At 71.6% G+C, this 17,333-nt stretch carries 16 protein-coding genes; 15 read left to right on the top strand and 1 reads right to left on the bottom strand.

Annotated elements, in window-relative coordinates; genetic code table 11:
• The first annotated feature begins 16 nt into the window (after nucleotides 1-16).
• The 15 genes from DES41_RS18475 (at nucleotide 17) to yghU (ending at nucleotide 15,985) form a co-directional block, all read left to right on the top strand.
• Nucleotides 17-985 (top strand): tripartite tricarboxylate transporter substrate binding protein, encoded by a 969-nt coding sequence (locus DES41_RS18475; protein WP_114469143.1) that lies wholly within the window; start codon nucleotides 17-19, stop codon nucleotides 983-985.
• A gap of 124 nt (nucleotides 986-1,109) precedes the next feature.
• The gene (locus DES41_RS18470; RefSeq protein WP_245965772.1) at nucleotides 1,110-2,279 is read left to right on the top strand and encodes an ABC transporter substrate-binding protein; all 1,170 of its coding nucleotides are present in this window, start codon (nucleotides 1,110-1,112) and stop codon (nucleotides 2,277-2,279) included.
• 7 nt (nucleotides 2,280-2,286) lie between these two features.
• A complete protein-coding gene (locus DES41_RS18465; protein ID WP_114469141.1) occupies nucleotides 2,287-3,204 on the top strand; it encodes a branched-chain amino acid ABC transporter permease in 918 nt (305 codons plus the stop codon).
• Between the two features lie 327 nt (nucleotides 3,205-3,531).
• On the top strand, nucleotides 3,532-4,494 hold the full coding sequence (locus DES41_RS18460; RefSeq protein ID WP_114469140.1) for a branched-chain amino acid ABC transporter permease: 963 nt from the start codon (nucleotides 3,532-3,534) through the stop codon (nucleotides 4,492-4,494).
• Entirely contained in the window at nucleotides 4,491-5,240 is a 750-nt protein-coding gene (locus DES41_RS18455; RefSeq protein ID WP_114469139.1) for an ABC transporter ATP-binding protein, read from the top strand. Before DES41_RS18460 ends, DES41_RS18455 begins: the two co-directional genes overlap by 4 nt.
• Complete coding sequence (locus DES41_RS18450) at nucleotides 5,240-5,950, top strand: ABC transporter ATP-binding protein (RefSeq protein ID WP_114469138.1); 711 nt, start codon at nucleotides 5,240-5,242, stop codon at nucleotides 5,948-5,950. Before DES41_RS18455 ends, DES41_RS18450 begins: the two co-directional genes overlap by 1 nt.
• Before the next feature lie 93 nt (nucleotides 5,951-6,043).
• Nucleotides 6,044-7,405, top strand: a complete 1,362-nt coding sequence (locus DES41_RS18445) for an aspartate aminotransferase family protein (protein ID WP_114469520.1) — start codon at nucleotides 6,044-6,046, stop codon at nucleotides 7,403-7,405.
• 2 nt (nucleotides 7,406-7,407) lie between these two features.
• Complete coding sequence (locus DES41_RS18440) at nucleotides 7,408-8,073, top strand: GntR family transcriptional regulator (RefSeq protein ID WP_114469137.1); 666 nt, start codon at nucleotides 7,408-7,410, stop codon at nucleotides 8,071-8,073.
• An 11-nt stretch (nucleotides 8,074-8,084) separates the two neighbouring features.
• On the top strand, nucleotides 8,085-8,762 hold the full coding sequence (locus DES41_RS18435; RefSeq protein ID WP_114469136.1) for a class II aldolase/adducin family protein: 678 nt from the start codon (nucleotides 8,085-8,087) through the stop codon (nucleotides 8,760-8,762).
• Nucleotides 8,759-9,700: a 3-hydroxyacyl-CoA dehydrogenase NAD-binding domain-containing protein gene (locus tag DES41_RS18430; RefSeq protein WP_114469135.1), complete on the top strand. Its 942-nt coding sequence runs from the start codon at nucleotides 8,759-8,761 to the stop codon at nucleotides 9,698-9,700. Before DES41_RS18435 ends, DES41_RS18430 begins: the two co-directional genes overlap by 4 nt.
• Nucleotides 9,701-9,768: 68 nt before the next feature.
• Nucleotides 9,769-10,479, top strand: a complete 711-nt coding sequence (locus tag DES41_RS18425) for a matrixin family metalloprotease (RefSeq protein ID WP_114469134.1) — start codon at nucleotides 9,769-9,771, stop codon at nucleotides 10,477-10,479.
• A gap of 192 nt (nucleotides 10,480-10,671) precedes the next feature.
• Nucleotides 10,672-11,178 (top strand): hypothetical protein, encoded by a 507-nt coding sequence (locus tag DES41_RS18420; RefSeq protein ID WP_147282889.1) that lies wholly within the window; start codon nucleotides 10,672-10,674, stop codon nucleotides 11,176-11,178.
• Nucleotides 11,179-11,186: 8 nt separating this feature from the next.
• On the top strand, nucleotides 11,187-13,256 hold the full coding sequence (locus DES41_RS18415) for a caspase family protein (protein WP_170168216.1): 2,070 nt from the start codon (nucleotides 11,187-11,189) through the stop codon (nucleotides 13,254-13,256).
• A 158-nt stretch (nucleotides 13,257-13,414) separates the two neighbouring features.
• Nucleotides 13,415-15,094 (top strand): ankyrin repeat domain-containing protein, encoded by a 1,680-nt coding sequence (locus DES41_RS18410; RefSeq protein WP_114469131.1) that lies wholly within the window; start codon nucleotides 13,415-13,417, stop codon nucleotides 15,092-15,094.
• An 18-nt stretch (nucleotides 15,095-15,112) separates the two neighbouring features.
• The gene (gene yghU / locus DES41_RS18405) at nucleotides 15,113-15,985 is read left to right on the top strand and encodes a glutathione-dependent disulfide-bond oxidoreductase (protein ID WP_114469130.1); all 873 of its coding nucleotides are present in this window, start codon (nucleotides 15,113-15,115) and stop codon (nucleotides 15,983-15,985) included.
• A 6-nt stretch (nucleotides 15,986-15,991) separates the two neighbouring features.
• Here the strand turns inward: yghU and DES41_RS18400 are convergent, their stop codons facing one another.
• Nucleotides 15,992-17,275 carry a flavin-dependent oxidoreductase gene (locus DES41_RS18400; protein WP_114469129.1) on the bottom strand — a complete coding sequence of 428 codons (1,284 nt, stop codon included), beginning with the start codon at nucleotides 17,273-17,275 and terminating at the stop codon, nucleotides 15,992-15,994.
• Nucleotides 17,276-17,333: the final 58 nt, after the last annotated feature.

Below are 17,333 nucleotides of genomic sequence, written 5' to 3'. Positions count from 1 at the left end.
CACAACGGAGACAACGATGAAACACCCCGCGATCGCGCGGCGTGGCGCCCTGGCGCTGCTCGCCGCCAGCCTGGCCGCGCCCGCCTGGGCCCAGGGCGACAAGCCCATCCGCCTCGTCGTGCCGCTGACCACCGGCTCCACCGTGGACACCATGGCCCGCGCCATGGGGCCCGCGCTGGCCAGGCGCACAGGCCACCCCGTGGTGGTGGAGAACCTGCCCGGCGCGGGCGGCATGACCGGCACGCTGCAGGTGGTCAACGGCGCCAAGGACGGCTCGGTGCTCGCCATGGTCTCGTCCAACCACGTGATCAACCCGGGCATCTACAAGAAGCAGCTGTTCGATGCGATCGCCGACATCACGCCGATCCGCGTGATCGGCAGCGTGCCGCTGGTGCTGGTCGTGCATCCCTCCGTGCCGGCGAAGAACACGCCCGAACTCATCGCGCTCATGAAGGCCAAACCCGGCCAGCTGAACCTGGGCTCGGCCGGCAACGGCAGCACGCTGCACCTGGCCGGCGAACTGTTCGGCCAGGAGGCCGGCGTGCAGATCAAGCACATCCCTTACCGCGGCACCGGCCCCTTGACCACCGACCTGCTGGGCGGCCAGGTCGACATGGCCTTCGTCTCGGTCACGGCCGTGGCGCCGCACATCAAGGCCGGCAAGCTGCGCGCCATCGCCATGTCGAGCACGGCGCGCTCGGCCCTGCTGCCGGAGGTGCCCACGCTCGCCGAGTCCGGCCTGCCGCGCTATGGCTTCGACGCCTGGATCGCCGTGGTCGGCCCGGCCGGCATGGCACCGGCCGTGGTGCAGAAGACCGCTGCCGACCTGCAGGCCGTGCTGGCCAGCAAGGAGGTGGCCGATGCGCTCGCGGCCCAGGGCATCGTGACCGTGCAGAGCTCGCCCGAGCAGGCCTTGCCCTTCTTCCAGGCCGAGCTCGACAAGCACCTGCGCCTGGTCAAGCTTTCGGGGGCGTCCGTCGACTGAGATCCCGCGGCGCTCTGCGGGTTAGCCACCAAGGTGGCTGCACTCTTTTGGTGAACAATGCGGCCCGCCGATGGCGCGCCGGGCGCTCCAGTCCGTCGGCCAGACCAACGACCAGGAGATCGACTTGAAACCAACGCTTCTCGCCAGCGCGCTCGCGTCCGTGGCGCTGACCTTCTCGGCGCCGGGCCAGGCCCAGACCCCCGTCAAGATCGGCTTCATGGCCGAACTCTCGGGCCCGCAGGCCGCGCTGGGCCAGGACATGCTGGACGCCTTCATGCTGGTGGTGGAGCAGAACGGCGGCAAGCTCGGCGACGTGCCGGTCAACGTGCTGCGCCGCGACAGCCAGTTGAAGCCCGAGGTCGCCAACCAGATCGCCGACGAGCTGATCGAGAAGGAAAAGGTGCCCATCGTCGCCGGAATCACCTTCTCCAACATCATGATGGCCGTGAGCAAGAAGCTGACCTCGGCCGGCGTCGTCGTGGTGGGCGGCAACGCCGGGCCGGCGCCGTTGGCGGGCGCGCAGTGCGCCCCCAACCTGTTCGTCGTCTCCAAGCAGAACGACCAGTTCGCCGAGGCCATGGGCAAGTACGCCACCGACAAGGGCTACAAGCGCATCATCGCGATGACGCCCAACTACCAGGCCGGCAAGGACTACGTGAGCGGCTTCAAGCGCGTCTACAAGACGCCGCTGGCCGACGAGATCTACACGCCTTTGAGCCAGCTGGACTTCTCCGCCGAGCTCTCGCGCATCGCGGCCGAGAAGCCCGATGCGGTCTACGCCTTCTACCCCGGCGGCTTGGGCGTGGCCTTCGTGCGCGCCTACCAGCAGGCCGGGCTCACGGCCAAGATCCCGCTGCTGAGCGTGTCCACCACCGACGGCACCACGCTACCCGCCCTCAAGGACAGCGCGCTCGGCGTGATGCACGCCTCGGCCTGGGGCCCGGACCTGCCGATCCCGGCCAACCAGAAGTTCGTGTCCGACTTCGAGGCCAAGTACAAGCGCACACCGAGCGAGTACGCAGCCCAGTCCTACGACGCGGCGCTGCTGATCGACTCGGCCCTGCGCAAGACCAAGGGCAGCACCGAGAGGGCCGCGCTGCAGACGGCCCTCAAGGCGGCGGACTTCAAGTCGGTGCGCGGCACGTTCAGCTTCGGCCCCAACAACTTCCCGGTGCAGGATTTCTACGTGTTCGAGGTGGCCAAGGATGCCAAGGGCAACGCCAACCTCAAGACGGTCAGCAAGCAGCTCACGGCGCACAAGGACGCCTACGTCGGCGAATGCCCCATGAAGTGAGCCGGGCTTGATCTGGAGCCTGTTCTTCTCCCAGCTGCTGAACGGGGTGCAGCTCGGGATGCTGCTGTTCCTGCTGTCGGCCGGCCTCACGCTGGTGTTCGGCATCATGAACTTCATCAACCTGGCGCACGGTTCGTTCTACATGCTGGGCGCCTACTTCGCGGCGGCCGCGCTGGCGCGCACGGATTCGTTCCTGTTGGCGGGCCTGGCCGGCATCGGCGGCGCCATGCTGCTGGCCTTCGCCATCGAGCGGCTGGCGCTGCGCCGGCTCTACACGCGCGACCACCTGGACCAGGTGCTGGCCACGCTGGGCCTGATCATGTTCTTCAACGAGGCCGTGCGCATGGTCTGGGGTGCGCAGCCCGTGTTCACGGCGCAGCCGGACTGGCTCAACGGCTCGCTGCAGTTCGGTGACTTCAGCTACCCGGCCTACCGCGCCATGATCATCGTGGCCGGGCTGCTGGTGGCCGGCGGCATCCATCTCTTGATCCACAAGACGCGCGTCGGCATGCTGGTGCGCGCCAGTTCCACGCACCCCGACACCGTGGCCGCGCTGGGCGTCAACGCGCGGCTGCTCAACACGCTGCTGTTCTCGGTCGGCGCGGGCCTGGCGGCGCTGGCGGGCTGGCTGGTCGGCCCCATCGTCTCGGTGCAGTCGGGCATGGGCGACAACGTGCTGATCCTGGCGCTGGTGGTCATCGTGATCGGCGGCATCGGCTCCATCCGCGGTGCCTTCTACGCGGCGCTGCTCGTCGGGCTGGTCGACACCATGGGCCGGGCCTACATGCCGCAGATCACGCGCCAGTTCTTCGAGCGCAGCGTGGCGGATGCGGCTGGGCCGGCGCTGGCCTCGATGCTGATCTACCTGTTCATGGCGGTGATCCTGGCGGTCAAGCCGGCGGGCTTGTTTCCGGTGCGGCGATGAGCGTACGGTCGCTGGTTGCGGTCGCGCGAGACCCCGTCGACGGTGTACTCCACTCTGCGAATGTCCCCCGCCCCGGGCCGCAGGCGGCCCGGGGCTCCTCCTTGATTTCGCTGCGTGGAGCACACCATCGGCGTGGTCATGAAGCGTCACGTCGCACCAGCTCGCACGACGCGACGTGCCCAGGGCCGAGGGCATCGGGTGGCCTCTGCAGCGAAATCAAGGAGGAGCCTGGGCCGCCTGCGGCCCAGGCGGGGGACATTCGCGAAAGAGGCCACCCGGTGGCCGCGGCCCCTGCACCACGCCCAATCCAGCTCCACGCAAGGCAAGATGTTTCCTGAACCCCTCTCCTGGCGCACGCCACGCGCCTGGCTGGCCTGCGCCATCGTGCTGCTGATGCTGCTGGTGCCGGTGTTCGCGCAATGGGCCGGCTCCAGCTTCTACCTCGGCTTTGCCACGCGCATCGTGGTGTTCGCCATCGCGGCCAGCGGCCTCAACCTGGTGCTGGGCTATGGCGGCATGGTCAGCCTGGGCCATGCGCTGTACGTGGGCCTGGGCGCGTACGTGGTCGGCATCGCGGCTTTCCACGGCATAACCAACGGCTGGGCCCAGCTGGCCATCGCGCTGGCGCTGGCGGCGTGCGTGGCAGCGGTCACTGGGCTGGTGTCGCTGCGCACACGCGGCATCGGCTTCATCATGATCACGCTGGCTTTCGGCCAGATGTTTTACTTCCTCGCCGTCAGCCTCAAGACCTACGGTGGCGACGACGGCCTGCCGCTGGGCGAGCGCAGCCAGCTCGCGCCGCTGCCCGCGCTGGACGGCAAGCTCGCGCTGTACTACCTGGCGCTCGGGCTGCTGTTCCTGGTGATGTTCGCGGTCTGGCGTGCGGTGCACAGCCGCTTCGGCATGGTGCTGCGCGGCTTCCACGCCAACGAGCGCCGCATGCTGGCGGCCGGCTTTCCGCGGCTGCGCTACCAGCTCACGGCCTATGTGCTCTCGGCCCTGGTCTGCACGCTGGCCGGCTTCCTGCAGGGCAACCTCACGGCCTTCGCCTCGCCGTCCTACCTCTCGTGGCAGGCCTCGGGCGAACTGATCCTCATCGTGGTGCTGGGCGGCATGGGCACGGTCATGGGGCCGCTGGTCGGCGCCGTGGTGCTGCTCGTGCTCGAGGAACTGCTGTCGGGCTGGACGCAGCACTGGATGGCCATCCTCGGGCCGCTGATCCTGCTGGTCGCGCTGGTGTCGCGGCGCGGCATCTGGGGCGCGGTGCTGCAGTGGGAGAAGCGGCGATGAGCCGGCCACTGCTGGCCATCGAAGGCCTGGTCAAGCGCTTCGGCGGCCTCACCGCCACCGACCAGTTGCAGCTCAGCATCGCCCCGGGCGAAACCCATGCGCTGATCGGCCCCAACGGCGCCGGCAAGACCACCGTGATGGGCCAGCTGACCGGCGAACTGCTGCCCGATGCCGGCCGCGTGCTCTACGACGGGCAGGACATCACGCACTGGCCCGTGCCGCAGCGCGCCTTGGCCGGCATTGCACGCAGCTACCAGATCACGCAGCTGCTGCACGGCTTCTCGGTGCTGGAGAACGTGATGCTCGTGGTGCAGGCGCGCAGCGGCCATTCCTTCGGCGCCTGGACGCCCGTGCACCGCCAGCCTGCGCTGACCGGCCCGGCGCTGCAGGCCCTGGAACTGGCCGGCCTGGCCGGGCGCGCGCACGACGACGTGATGGCCCTGGCCCACGGCGAGCACCGCCAGTTGGAACTGGCCATGGCCCTGGCCATGCAGCCGCGCCTGCTGCTGCTGGACGAACCGCTGGCCGGCATGAGCCAGGGCGAGTCGGCGCGCATGGTCGAACTGCTGCAGGGCCTCAAGGGCCGCTACACCATGCTGCTCGTGGAGCACGACATGCAGGCCGTATTCAGCCTCGCCGACCGCGTGAGCGTGCTTGTCTACGGCCGTGCGATCGCCTGCGGCACGCCGGCCGAGGTGCAGGCCGACCCGGCGGTGCGCAGCGCTTACCTCGGAGACGAGCACTGATGCCCGCCCTGCTCCAGATCCAGGGCCTGCAGGCCGGCTATGGCGCCAGCCGCGTGCTGCACGGCATCGACCTCACGGTGGGCGATGGCCGCATCGTCACCTTGCTGGGCAAGAACGGCATGGGCAAGACCACCACGCTCAAGAGCGTGATCGGCTTGCAGCCCAAGCAGTCGGGCAGCGTGCAGTTCGGTGGGCGCGACATCACGCGCATGGCCGCCTTCGAGGCCGCGCGCCTGGGGCTGGGCTGGGTGCCAGAGGGCCGCCAGGTCTTTCCCACGCTCACGGTGCAGGAGAACCTCGTCGCCACGGCCGCCAACCGCCATGGTGCGGCCGAGCCGTTCACGCTGCAGCGCGTCTACGACTTCTTCCCGCGGCTGGCGGAGCGCGCCGGCAACCTGGGCAACCAGCTCTCGGGCGGCGAGCAGCAGATGCTGGCCATCGGCCGCGCGCTGATGACCAACCCCAGGCTGCTGATCCTGGACGAGGCCACCGAGGGCCTGGCCCCGCTCGTGCGCGACCAGATCTGGCGCGTGCTGGGCACGCTGCGCGCCACCGGCATGGCCATGCTGGTGGTGGACAAGAACCTGGGCGCGCTGCTCGATCTGGCCGACCAGCATGTGGTGCTGGAGAAAGGCCGCGTCGTCTGGCAGGGCGACGGCGCCGCGCTGCAGGCCGACCGCGCCACCGTGCAGGGGCACCTGGGCATCTGAAACGCTTGATCACAATGGCGCATGCACCATCAGCGCCATAGCGCCGGATGACTGCTTATGATCAAAAGCACCGCCACCATCCCCCAGGCCAGCATGTCCAGCAGCGCCATCTCCGCCGACCGCATTGCCCAGCTCACCGCGCGCGAACGTGCCCGCTTCGCCACTGCACGCCCGCGCAGCGCCGCGCTCGCCGCCCGCAGTGCCGAGCACCTGCTGTTCGGCGTGCCGCTGCACTGGATGAGCGACTGGGGCACACCGTTCGCGCTGCACGTCGCGCACGCGCGCGGCGCGCACCTGACCGATGTGGACGGCCACCAGCTGGCGGACTTCTGCCTGGGCGACACCGGCGCCATGTTCGGCCACTCCCCGGCCCCGGTGGTCGCGGCCCTGCAGGCCCAGGCCGCGCGCGGGCTGACGGCCATGCTGGCCAGCGAGGACGCCGCCGCCGTCGGCGAACTGCTGGCCGCGCGCTTCGGCCTGCCGCGCTGGCAGTTCGCGATGACGGCCAGCGACGCCAACCGCTTCCTGCTGCGCTGGCTGCGCGCGGTCACCGGCCGCCCCGTGCTGCTGGTGTTCAACGGCTGCTACCACGGCACCGTGGACGACGTGTTCGTCGACCTCGTCGACGGCCGGCCCGTGCAGCGTCCCAGCCTGCTGGGCCAGGTGCACGCGCTGACCCAAACGACGCGCGTGGTCGAGTTCAACGACCTGGCCGGGCTGCAGGCCGCGCTCGCGCCCGGCGACGTGGCCTGCGTGCTGGCCGAGCCGGTGATGACCAACATCGGCATGGTGCTGCCCGAGCCCGGTTTCTGGCCGGCCGCGGCAGACCTGATCCGCCGCCACGGCAGCCTGCTGGTGCTGGACGAGACCCACACCATCAGCAGCGGCCCGGGCGGCTATGCGCGCGCCCACGGCCTGGCGCCCGACGCGCTGGTGCTCGGCAAGCCGCTGGGCGGCGGCATGCCCTGCGCGGCCTACGGATTCACGGCCGAGCTGGCGGCCCGCTGCGAGGCCGCCAAGCGCGCCGCGCCGCCCGGCCACTCGGGCATCGGCACCACGCTCACGGCCAACCTGCTGGCCATGGCGGCGATGCGCGCCACGCTGTCCAGCTTGATGACGGACGCCGTCTACCAGCCCATGCTGGCGCTGGCCGGCCAGTTGGCCGACGGCCTGCGCGGCGCCATTGCACGCCACGGCCTGCCCTGGTGCGTGAGCCAGGTCGGCGCGCGCGCCGAGTTCCAGTTCTGCGCCCGGCCACCGCGCAACGGCAGCGAGGCCGCCGCCGCCATGGACGATGCGCTGGAGCACCTGCTGCACCTGGCGCTGCTGAACCGCGGCGTGCTGATCACGCCCTTCCACAACATGATGCTGGTCTGCCCCGAGACCACGCCTGCCGACGTCGATCGCCTCGTCGAGGCTTTCGACGCCGTGTTGGCCGAACTCACCCACGCCTGACGATGCCCCCAGAGCCCGCCGCCGCTTCCGCCACCCAACAGGACGCCATCTACGCGCAGCTGCGCCAATGGGTCACGGTGGGCCGCTTCCAGCCCGGCGAGCGGCTCAAGATCCGCGATCTGGCCGAGCGCCTGGGCTGCGGCCTGATGCCGGTGCGCGCCGCGTTGCAGCGCCTGGCGGCCGAGGGCGCGCTGCGCAATGTGCCCAATGCCGGCGTGGTCGTGCCCAAGCTCTCGCCGGCCGAGTTCGACGACCTGGTGCAGATGCGCATGCTGCTCGAAGGCGAGGCCGCCGAGCGCGGCGCCCTGCGCATCGACGAGCCTGGCCGCGCCGCGCTCGTGGTCCTCGGTGGGCGCATGCGCGAGGCGCTGGGCCAGGGCGACGCCGCTGGCTACCTCGCGGCCAACGAGGACTTCCAGGTGCGCCTGTACCGTGCGGCCGGCTCGCCGCTGCTGTTCGACCTCATCGCGGCGCTGTGGCTCAAGGCCGGCCCGGTGTCCAATCGCCTGTTCGAGGCGCCCGAAGCCGCCGCCGCGCTCAAGGACGCGCACGAGCCCACGCTGGCCGCGCTCGCGCGCCACGACCCTGTGGGCGTGCGCCTGGCCGTGGAGCGCGACCTGTTCATCGCCAGCCAGTTCATCCGCCGGCGCCTGCGCGCCATCCGTTGAAAGGAACCGCCATGGAACCCGATGCCCTCGAACCTGCGCAACTGCTGGTGCGCCGCGCCGCCCGCGCACTGTCGCGCCACGGCCTGCTGCACGCCTACGGCCACTGCAGCATGCGGCTCGATGCCGACCACTTCCTGGTCTGCGCCAGCCAGCCGCCCGGCAGCATCGGCTTCGGCGTGCCCGGCACCGTGGTGCCGCTGGCCGGCGATTTCCCCGAGGACCTGCTGGGCGAGGTGCGCATCCACCGTGCCATCTACCGCCGCCGCCCCGACATCGGCGGCGTGGTGCGCGCCATGCCGCCCAAGACCATGTCGCTCTCCACGCTGCGCCGCACGCCGCGCGTGCTGCACGGCATGGGCAGCTACTTCCACCCCGGCACGCCGCTCTGGGACGATGTACAGCTCTTGCGCTCGGACGCACAGGCCGAGGCCCTGGTGGCACAGATGGGCCAGGCACCGGCCATCGTGATGCGCGGCAACGGCGTGGTCGTGGCCGGCCCCAGCCTGCCCGAGGCCGTGGTGCTGACCTGGTACCTGGAGGACGCCGCCCGCATCGAACTGGACTGCGCCGCCGCCGGCGGCGAGCCCATCGAACTCACGGCCGACGAAGCCACGCGCCGCGCCACGCGCGCCGGCCGCATCTTCGAACGCATGTGGGACCACCTTTCGCACGGAGATACCGAAGTTTGAAGACTGCAGACCAAGCCCCCATCGCCGTGCTCGGCGCGGGCGTCATCGGCGCCGCGTGGGCGGCCTTCTTCGCGCTGGCCGGCCGCGAGGTGCGCGTGGCCGATCCCTCGCCGGACGCGCAGCAGCGCCTGGACGACATGCTCGCGCGTGCCCGCCCGGCCATGCAGGCGCTGGGCCTGCTGGCCGAACACCCCAGGCTGCCGCGCCTGTGCGCCGGCATCGAGGAAGCCGTCGCGGGCGTGGGCGCCATCCAGGAAGCCCTGCCCGAGCAGCTGGAACTCAAGCGCAGGGCCTACCGCGCCGTGGAGGCCGCCGCGCCGGCCGATGCGCTGCTGATGTCAAGTTCCTCCGGCCTGATGCCCACGCTGCTGCAAGAAGGCCTGGCGCATCCGCAGCGCCTGCTGATCGCCCACCCCTGCAACCCGGCCTACCTGATGCCGCTCGTGGAACTGGTCGGCGGCCAGGCCACCAGCGCCGACACGATGGACCGGGCCGAGGCCTTCTACCGCACGCTGGGCAAGCAGACCGTGCGCCTGCAGCGCGAGGCCACGGGCCACCTGGTCAACCGGCTGCAGGCCGCGCTGTGGCGCGAGGCCGTGCACCTCGTCGCAGGCGGCTACGCCACGGTGGCCGACGTGGACCGCGCCGTGACCGAAGGCCTGGGCGCGCGCTGGACCGTGTGCGGCCCGCACGCCATCTTCCATCTCTCGGGCGGCCCCCGCGGCATGGAAGCCTTCCTGGAGCGGCTGGGCCCGGCCGTGGAGAGCTGGTGGGCCGACCTGGGCCAGCCGACCCTGGATGCGGACACACGCGCCAAGCTCATCGCGCAGATGCAAGACGCCGCCGCCGGCCGCAGCACCGAGACCATGGCGCAGGAGCGCGATGCCCACATGCTGCGCGTGATGCGCTTGCTGCAGGGCGACTCTCCATCCGTCTGAGGATTGCGTTCGCCGCTGGGCGCCGCACAATCCGCAGCGCGGCCCGCCGGCCGTGCAAGGAGCCCACGATGAGCGAAGAACGCAAGCAATGGATCTGCACGGCCGTCGACATCGACGGCGGGCAGCGCGTGGCGGGCAGCCCCACGCAGCTCACGCCCATGGGCGTGGCGGCGAAGAACAAGCTCTGGCCGCGCGACAAGCTGCTGAAGGTGCGCTTCCTGCAGGGCGACGCCGCCCTGCACGCCCGCACGCTGAAGACCGCGCAGTCCTGGATGCTGGACGGCGTGCACCTGCAGCTGGAGCAGGCCCAGCCGAACGAAGCGGGCGACATCCGCATCACGTTCGACCCCGGCGCGGGCTCGTGGTCCTACGTGGGCACGGACGCCAAGGGCATCCGCAGTTCGCAGGCCACCATGAACCTGGGCTGGGCCGCGCTGGACACGCCGGAGGAAGACTTCTCCAGCGTGGTGATCCACGAGTTCGGCCACGCGCTGGGCCTGCTGCACGAGCACAACCACCCTGGCGCGCTGGTGCAATGGGACAAGGCGGCCGTGAAGGCCGACCTGGGCGGCTCGCCCAACTTCTGGGACGACGCGACCATCACGCACAACGTGTTCGCCAAGTTCGACGCGTCCACCACCATCACCACCGACTTCGACAGCGCCTCGGTCATGATCTACACGATCCCGGCCCACTGGACCACCAACGGCAAGAGCTTCATGCCCTCGTGGAAGCTGTCGGCCGGCGATGCCGCAACCATCCGCAAGCTCTACGCATGAGAGCTTGAGAGGCAATCGCTTGAGCTCACGCGATCCCCCGCGGTGCGCCGTGGCATCTGAGAACAATGGGTTGGCGGGGTCTCGCCCTGCGGGCCATGGCCCCCAAAGACGCCGGGCGGCGTTGCACCGCTTGCCCATATCCCGATATGGGCTGCGCGGCGCGCCTTGCCCGGCGCCTTCGGGAGCCCTGTCGTGAGCCCAACCAATTCCCTCTCAAGCTCTGACCTGCAGCGCGACCTGCTGGTCTTCATGGGCCTGCGCATGCGCGTGCACCGCATCGGGCTGGCCCACTGGCAGGCCGGCGCACGGCTGCGCAGCTGGGGCGTGGTGCCGCTGCACCGCAATGGCGACGAGCTGCTGGCACCCTGCGGCGCGCGCGAGGCCCTGTGGCTGGGCTTCTGGCAGGACGAGGAGGACGGGCCCGGCGCAACCGTGGAACTGCACGACCGGGCGCGCGGCGCCTCGGCCAGCATCGTGCTGCCGCCGGAGTTCCAGCTCACCGCGCTGCGCGGTGCCGACGGCACGGCGCACCCGATCGCGCCACCCGCGGCGCACTACGCACTCGCCTTGTCCACCGGCGGCGCGCAGTGCCTGCTGTCGCTGCAGCTGCAGCCGCCACGCGAATGGGCACAGGCGGCCGGCCGTGCCGCACCGCCGGCCCTGACCGGCCCGCCGCCCCTTCCGCCCCGCTACGCCTAGGAGATCCCATGGCACTGGAACCCGTCGCCAACACGCCAGGCCTGTGGCGCGACACGCAGTGGCAGGCCGGCATGCCGGGCCTGTATGCGCTGCTGGCCGGCGTCAGCGCCTACCCACACCTGGAAGGCGGCAGCGCACCCGCGCCCGACGCCTTCGGCCTGGGCCAGCTGGGCGCATCGGCCAACACCGCGGCCAGCCTGTTCGACTGGCTGCGCGCCGACTTCCGGCGCGACGGCCTGCCGCTGGTCTGGTGCCAACTGCTGCTGGCGCCGACGGACGAGGAGAAGGCCGGCTTCGACCAGCGCGGCCTCGTGCACTACGCGCCAGCGGACCACGCCACACTGGTCAAGGCCATCCAGCGCTGGACGGGGCAACTGCCCAGCGCGCCGGCCGCGGCACGCCAGAGCCGCACCCTCTTCTTCTTCAGCGGCCACGGCGTGCAGTCCAACTGGCGCGCGCTGCTGCTGCCCAGCGACTACCTGGACCCGGACCCCGGCGCGCCCCAGTTGCAGAACTGCGTCAGCACGCGCGAACTGCAGGACTGGATGGAGCAAAGCCCCGTGGCCGAGCACCTCGCGCTCATCGATGCCTGCCGCAACGAGTTCTCGCCGCTGGCCTCGCGCGGCGCCACGGCCAACACCTGCTTTCCGCTGTTGCAGGCCGGCACCCAGGTGCCGCGCACGGCCGCCTCGCTGGCCGCCACCTCGCCCGGCACACAGGCCTACCAGGTGCCGGGCCAGCCGCACACGCTGTTCGGCCAGGCGCTGCTCAACGCCGTGCGTGGCGATGGCGGCACCGATGCGCGGCTGGAATTCCGTGAACTCGTGGAGGCCGTGCGCAAGGACGTGAATGCGCTGCTGAAAGCGGCCAGCCAGGGCCAGCTGGAGCAGGCTGTGCGGCCCCGCGTCGAGGGCGACGATGCGCTCGTCGTCACCGAGTTGCTGGCCGGGCCGGTGCCGCCACCGCCCGTGCCCACGCCGGGCGCGCTGCCGCGCGTGGGTGGCGGACGCCCGCGGCCCGATGCACTGACCGAAGCGCTGCGCGCCAGCGCGGAGCGCTTCGATCCCCGGCTGGCGGTGGGCGACGCGATCCCGCTCGAGGCGATGGTGCAGGACTTCGGCGAGATCCACCGCCGCATGGGCCACGAGTACACCTCGCACCTGTGGCGCGAAGGCGTGCATGCGTTCGGCCTGGACGACGGCCTCCCGCTCACCGCAGGCCTGCTGCTGCTGGCCGTCGAGCGCGACGACCCGAGCAGCCAGGTGCAGGTCGACCTGGAACTGCCGGCGCGCACCGGTGGCGTGCTGCTGGTGTTCGAGGGCGTGCAGTACGTGCAGCGCGAGCGCCTGGCCGTGGCGCTGCCGACCGACGCCAGCGGCCCGGTGCCGATCCGCCTGTCGCTGCAGTTCGGCCCGGGCATGCCGGGCGAGCCGCCGCGCCTGCTCAAGCTGCAGGCCCGCCTGGGGCCGTCGGCCCACAACCCCCACTACCAGTACCTGTGGACGCTGCTGCGCGAGGCCGAACTCGGCAGCGCGCGCAAGGCGGCCGAGCGCATCGACCCCGAGCGCCTGCGCGCCGCCGCGCAGGACCAGCCCAATGGCCAGGCCGCGCTCACGGCCGGCATGTTGCTGCAGGCCAGCACCGGCCACATCGAGGAGCTGCAGGCCTGGCCGCGCAGCCTGCTGCAGCGCGCGCCGGACCTGCCCGATGCGGCGGTGCTGTGGGCTGCCTCGCTGCGCCACGCGCTGGAGCACGGCAAGAAGAAGCCCTTCGGCGAAGCCGCGCCGCAGGCCGCATTCGTGGCGGCACTGGCCAGCCTGCAGACGCGCGGCCTGCCTTACTTCGTCGACAGCCTGGAGCTGGCCGAACGCCTGCTGCGCCAGGCCCTGCGCGGGCCACTGCAAGCCGGGCAGGGCGAGCAGCTGCGCGGTGTGCAGCAGGCCATCGCGCAGCTGTTCGAGGTGGCCCAGCCCGACGGCCAGTTCCCCGTGCTGGCCGGCCTGCCGCGGCCCGCCCAGCTGCCCGGCGACGGTCCGCTCACGGTCGCCGAACTGCGCGCCGTGCTGGGCCGGCGCTGAGCTACCATGCCGGCCGCGGTGCAAGCCGCGCCCGGACCCGCGGGAAGGGTTGAACCCACTTGCCCCACGCACGCTGTCACGCGTGCGCCCGAGGTTTTTCCCCACCTTTGTGCGGCCGATGCTGCGGGTCCCCGGCCATCCACGCACGGAGGTTTCTCGTGAAGCACATCCCCCCGCGGCCCGACGCCGCGCACCTGAAGAAGCAGGCCAAGCAGCTGCTGGCCGCACTGCGCGCCGGCGACGCCGACGCCTCGGCCCGCATGCGCGCCGCCCTGCCCGCCGCCCGCGGCGCCAGCAACGCCGCCATCGCGGCCATGGGCCTGCGCCTGCACGACGCGCAGTCCTGCATCGCGCGCGAACACGGCTTCGTCTCCTGGTCCGAACTCATGGACTTCGTGGCCGCGCGCATCGCCCACGCCGAGGCCATCGCCGACCCCGCGCGCGCACGCCTGCGCTGGCTGCAGCTGGCCTATGCCGGCGATGTGGCCGGCGGCACCGGGCGCGCGCAGCCGGCCGTGGCCGCGCGGCTGCTGGCCGAGCAGCCCGAACTGGCGGACGGTGACCTGCTCATGGCCTGCGCAACGGGCGATGCCCCGCGGCTGCGCACCGCCATCGCGCAGGACCGCGCGTGGCTGCACCGGCCTGGCGGCGCGCTGCAGCTGCCGCCGCTGTTCGCCGTGGCCCACTCCAGCCTGTGGCAGCTGCCCGCCTTCCGCCCGGGCCTGCTGGCCTGCGCGCAGCTGCTGCTGGATGCCGGGGCCGATGCCAACCAGTCCGTGGGCAACCGCTGGCCACCGGCATCGCTGGCCGCGCCCTCGCCCACGGAGCACCTGTCGACGCTGTACGGCGCTGCCGGCCAGAACCGCGACGCGGCTCTCACACGCATGTTGCTGGCCGCGGGCGCCGACCCCAACGACGGCGAATCGCTCTACCACGCGCTGGAGAGCGTGGAGTGCACGCTGCTGCTGCAGGCTGGCGCGCGCGTGACGGGCAGCAACGCGCTGTACCGCGTGCTCGACCTGGACGCCCTGCCCCAGCTGCGCCTGCTGCTCGCCCATGGTGGCGACCCGAACGAGCCCGCGCCCGCCCCGCTCGCGGGGCCGTGGGGTCGGCCGCTGCTGTGGGCGATCCGCCGGCGCCGCTCGGCCGCGCATGTCACGGCCTTGCTGGAGGCCGGCGCCGATCCACAGGTGCGCACGCCGGACGGCACCGACGCCGCCACGCTGGCGCTGCGCTACGGGCTGCCCGAGGTGGCGGCGCTCCTCGTGGCCGCCGGCGTGCCGGCACCGGCCGCGCCGCTGGAGCGCTTCCTCGCCGCCTGCGCGCGTGGCGACGAGACCGAGGCCAGGGCACTGCAGGCCGGCCATCCCGAGTGGCCGGCCGCCCTGCCGCCCGAGCACCTGCGCCTGCTGCCCGAGCTCGCGGCCCAGGGCTGCCTGGCGGCCGTGCAGTGCATGGTGCGGCTGGGCTGGCCGGTCGCCGTGCGCGCGGGAGACTGGGACGCCTCGGCACTGAACCAGGCCGTGTTCCGCGGCGACGCGGCCATGGCGCGGTTTCTCCTGGCGCACGGCGCGCAATGGACCGAGCGCCACGGCTTCGACGACAACTGCTGCGGCACGCTGCAGTGGGCCTCGTGCAACCGGCCCGACGACGCCGAGGGCGATTGGCTGGGTTGCGCGCAGGCGCTGGTCGCGCACGGCATGCCCGGTGCGCGGCCCGATCCGCAGAATCCGGATGGTGTGCTCGTCCACGGCCAGCCTGCCCGGTTTTCCGACGAGGTCGCGGAATTCCTGCTGGAGGCCGGGGCCGCACAGGCGCGGCCTGCATCGCCCGGCTGATCTCGATAGACTGGATCGATGCCTGACGATCCAACCTACACCCCGCCCGCCGTCTGGACCTGGAACAAGGCCAGCGGCGGCCGCTTCGCCAACATCAACCGCCCCGTGGCCGGCGCCACGCACGACAAGGAGTTACCGGTCGGCCGGCATCCGCTGCAGCTGTACTCGCTGGGCACGCCCAACGGCGTCAAGGTCACCGTGATGCTGGAGGAACTGCTGGCGCTGGGCCACAGCGGGGCCGAGTACGACGCCTGGCTCATCAACATCGGCGAGGGCGACCAGTTCGGCAGCGGCTTCGTCGGCATCAACCCGAATTCCAAGATCCCGGCGCTGTTGGACCGCAGCGGCCCGCAGCCTGTGCGCGTGTTCGAGTCCGGCGCCATCCTGCTGTACCTGGCCGAGAAGTTCGGCGCCTTCCTGCCCACGGGCGGCGCAGCGCGGGCCGAGTGCCTGTCGTGGCTGTTCTGGCAGATGGGGAGCGCGCCCTTCCTGGGCGGCGGCTTCGGCCACTTCTACGCCTATGCGCCGAGCAAGATCGAGTACGCGATCGACCGCTACGCGATGGAGGTCAAGCGCCAGCTGGACGTGCTCGACCGGCGCCTGGCCGAGAGCCGCTATGTGGCTGGCGACGACTACAGCATCGCCGACATGGCCATCTGGCCCTGGTACGGCGCGCTGGCCAAGGGCCAGCTCTATGGCGAATCGGGCCAGTTCCTGCAGGTGCAGGAGTACACCCACGTGCAGCGCTGGACCGAGGAGATCGCGCAGCGCCCCGGCGCGCGCCGCGGCCGCATGGTCAACCGCGTGCAGGGCAAGCCCGAGAGCCAGCTGCGCGAACGCCACGATGCGAGCGACTTCGACACGAAGACGCTCGACAAGCTCGGCGGCTGAACGCGGCTACGGGCGCACCGTGGGCGGCGCCGCGTTGAGCGTCTCGATCGCGAAGCCCGCCGCCGCCTTATAGCGCGCCATGAAGGCCTCGCGTTCGGCCTTGGGCAGCACCTGGTCGATGTCCTCGAACACGCCGCCGCAGCGCTCGTCCACCAGCCCCAGCAGGCCGAAGGGCCCGGCGCCACGGTTGCGCAGCACCAGGGCGGAGATGTCGGCGCAGAGCTGCTCGTCGTAGCTGCGCAGCGCGGCAGGCCCCACGCCCTGGTCTTGCAAGGCTGCGCCCAGCACGCGCGCATCCACGATGGCCTGGCTCGCGCCGTTGGAGCCCACCGGGTACATCACGTGCGCGGCATCGCCGAGCAAGGCCACGCGGCCATCGACCCAGGTCGCCACCGGGTCGCGGTCGATCATGGGGTACTCGAACACCTGGCTCGCGCCGCGCAGCATGGCCGGCACGTCGATCCAGCCGTAGTCCCAGCCCTCGAAGTGGTGGATGAACTCGTCGATGCCGACGCGGCGGTTCCAGTCGCCCTGCGTCCAGCCCTGCGAGTTGTCCACCGTGATCTCGGCGATCCAGTTGATGGTGGCCAGGCCCGTGGCCGGGTCCGGCTGGGAGATCGGATAGCACACGACGCGGTGCTTCAGGCTGCCCAGGCCCACGAACGACGCGCCCGTGCGGATCGGCACGCCCGGCGTGGTGCCGCGCCACATGATGGCGCCGCCCCAGTGGATGGGTGGCTGCTGCGGATGCATCTGGGCGCGCACGGCCGAGTGCAGGCCGTCGGCTGCGACCAGCACGGCGCCCTGCACCTCGCGGCGCTGGCCGTCGCGCGTCTCGATCAGCGCTGTGACGCCAGCTTCGTCGTTGCGGTAGCCCGCCACGCGCTGGCCCAGCTGCACGGCCTGCGGCCCCAGGCGTTCGAGCACGGTGCGGTACAGCAGCATCTGCAGCTCGCCGCGGTGCACCGAGTACTGCGGCCAGCGGTAGCCTGCAGCCAACCCGCGCGGCTCGGCATAGATTTCGCGGCCATTGCGGCCCACCAGCGCCCACTCGCGGGCCTGGATGCCGATGCGGTCGAGCACGTGGTGGTCCAGGCCCAGGTCGTAGAGTTCGCGCACGGCATTGGGCTGCAGGTTGATGCCCACGCCCAGCGGCTGCAGGGCCGGCACGGCCTCGTAGACCACGCAGGGCACGCCGATCTGGTGCAGCGTGAGGGCCATGGCCATGCCGCCGATGCCGCCGCCGGCAATCAGCACGGGGGCCTTCGAAGGGGTGTTCGTCTCCAACATGGGGCGCGATTGTGCGCGCGTTGCGGCAGCTGCCGCCGCTCGTCGGTTCGGTGGATGC

The organism is Pseudorhodoferax soli, assembly GCF_003337555.1.
Lineage (GTDB): Bacteria > Pseudomonadota > Gammaproteobacteria > Burkholderiales > Burkholderiaceae_C > Pseudorhodoferax > Pseudorhodoferax soli.
Note: the sequence above shows the minus strand (reverse complement) of the source record. Positions and strands in the feature narration are given on the sequence as shown.

Bases quoted from the DNA above. Each gene is read 5' to 3' on its own strand.
- DES41_RS18440 (WP_114469137.1), top strand. From the start codon at position 7,408: ATGCCCCCAGAGCCCGCCGCCGCTTCCGCCACCCAACAGGACGCCATC.
- DES41_RS18400 (WP_114469129.1), bottom strand. From the start codon at position 17,275: ATGTTGGAGACGAACACCCCTTCGAAGGCCCCCGTGCTGATTGCCGGC.
- DES41_RS18425 (WP_114469134.1), top strand. From the start codon at position 9,769: ATGAGCGAAGAACGCAAGCAATGGATCTGCACGGCCGTCGACATCGAC.
- DES41_RS18455 (WP_114469139.1), top strand. From the start codon at position 4,491: ATGAGCCGGCCACTGCTGGCCATCGAAGGCCTGGTCAAGCGCTTCGGC.
- yghU (WP_114469130.1), top strand. From the start codon at position 15,113: ATGCCTGACGATCCAACCTACACCCCGCCCGCCGTCTGGACCTGGAAC.
- DES41_RS18445 (WP_114469520.1), top strand. From the start codon at position 6,044: ATGTCCAGCAGCGCCATCTCCGCCGACCGCATTGCCCAGCTCACCGCG.
- DES41_RS18460 (WP_114469140.1), top strand. From the start codon at position 3,532: ATGTTTCCTGAACCCCTCTCCTGGCGCACGCCACGCGCCTGGCTGGCC.
- DES41_RS18475 (WP_114469143.1), top strand. From the start codon at position 17: ATGAAACACCCCGCGATCGCGCGGCGTGGCGCCCTGGCGCTGCTCGCC.
- DES41_RS18450 (WP_114469138.1), top strand. From the start codon at position 5,240: ATGCCCGCCCTGCTCCAGATCCAGGGCCTGCAGGCCGGCTATGGCGCC.
- DES41_RS18435 (WP_114469136.1), top strand. From the start codon at position 8,085: ATGGAACCCGATGCCCTCGAACCTGCGCAACTGCTGGTGCGCCGCGCC.
- DES41_RS18415 (WP_170168216.1), top strand. From the start codon at position 11,187: ATGGCACTGGAACCCGTCGCCAACACGCCAGGCCTGTGGCGCGACACG.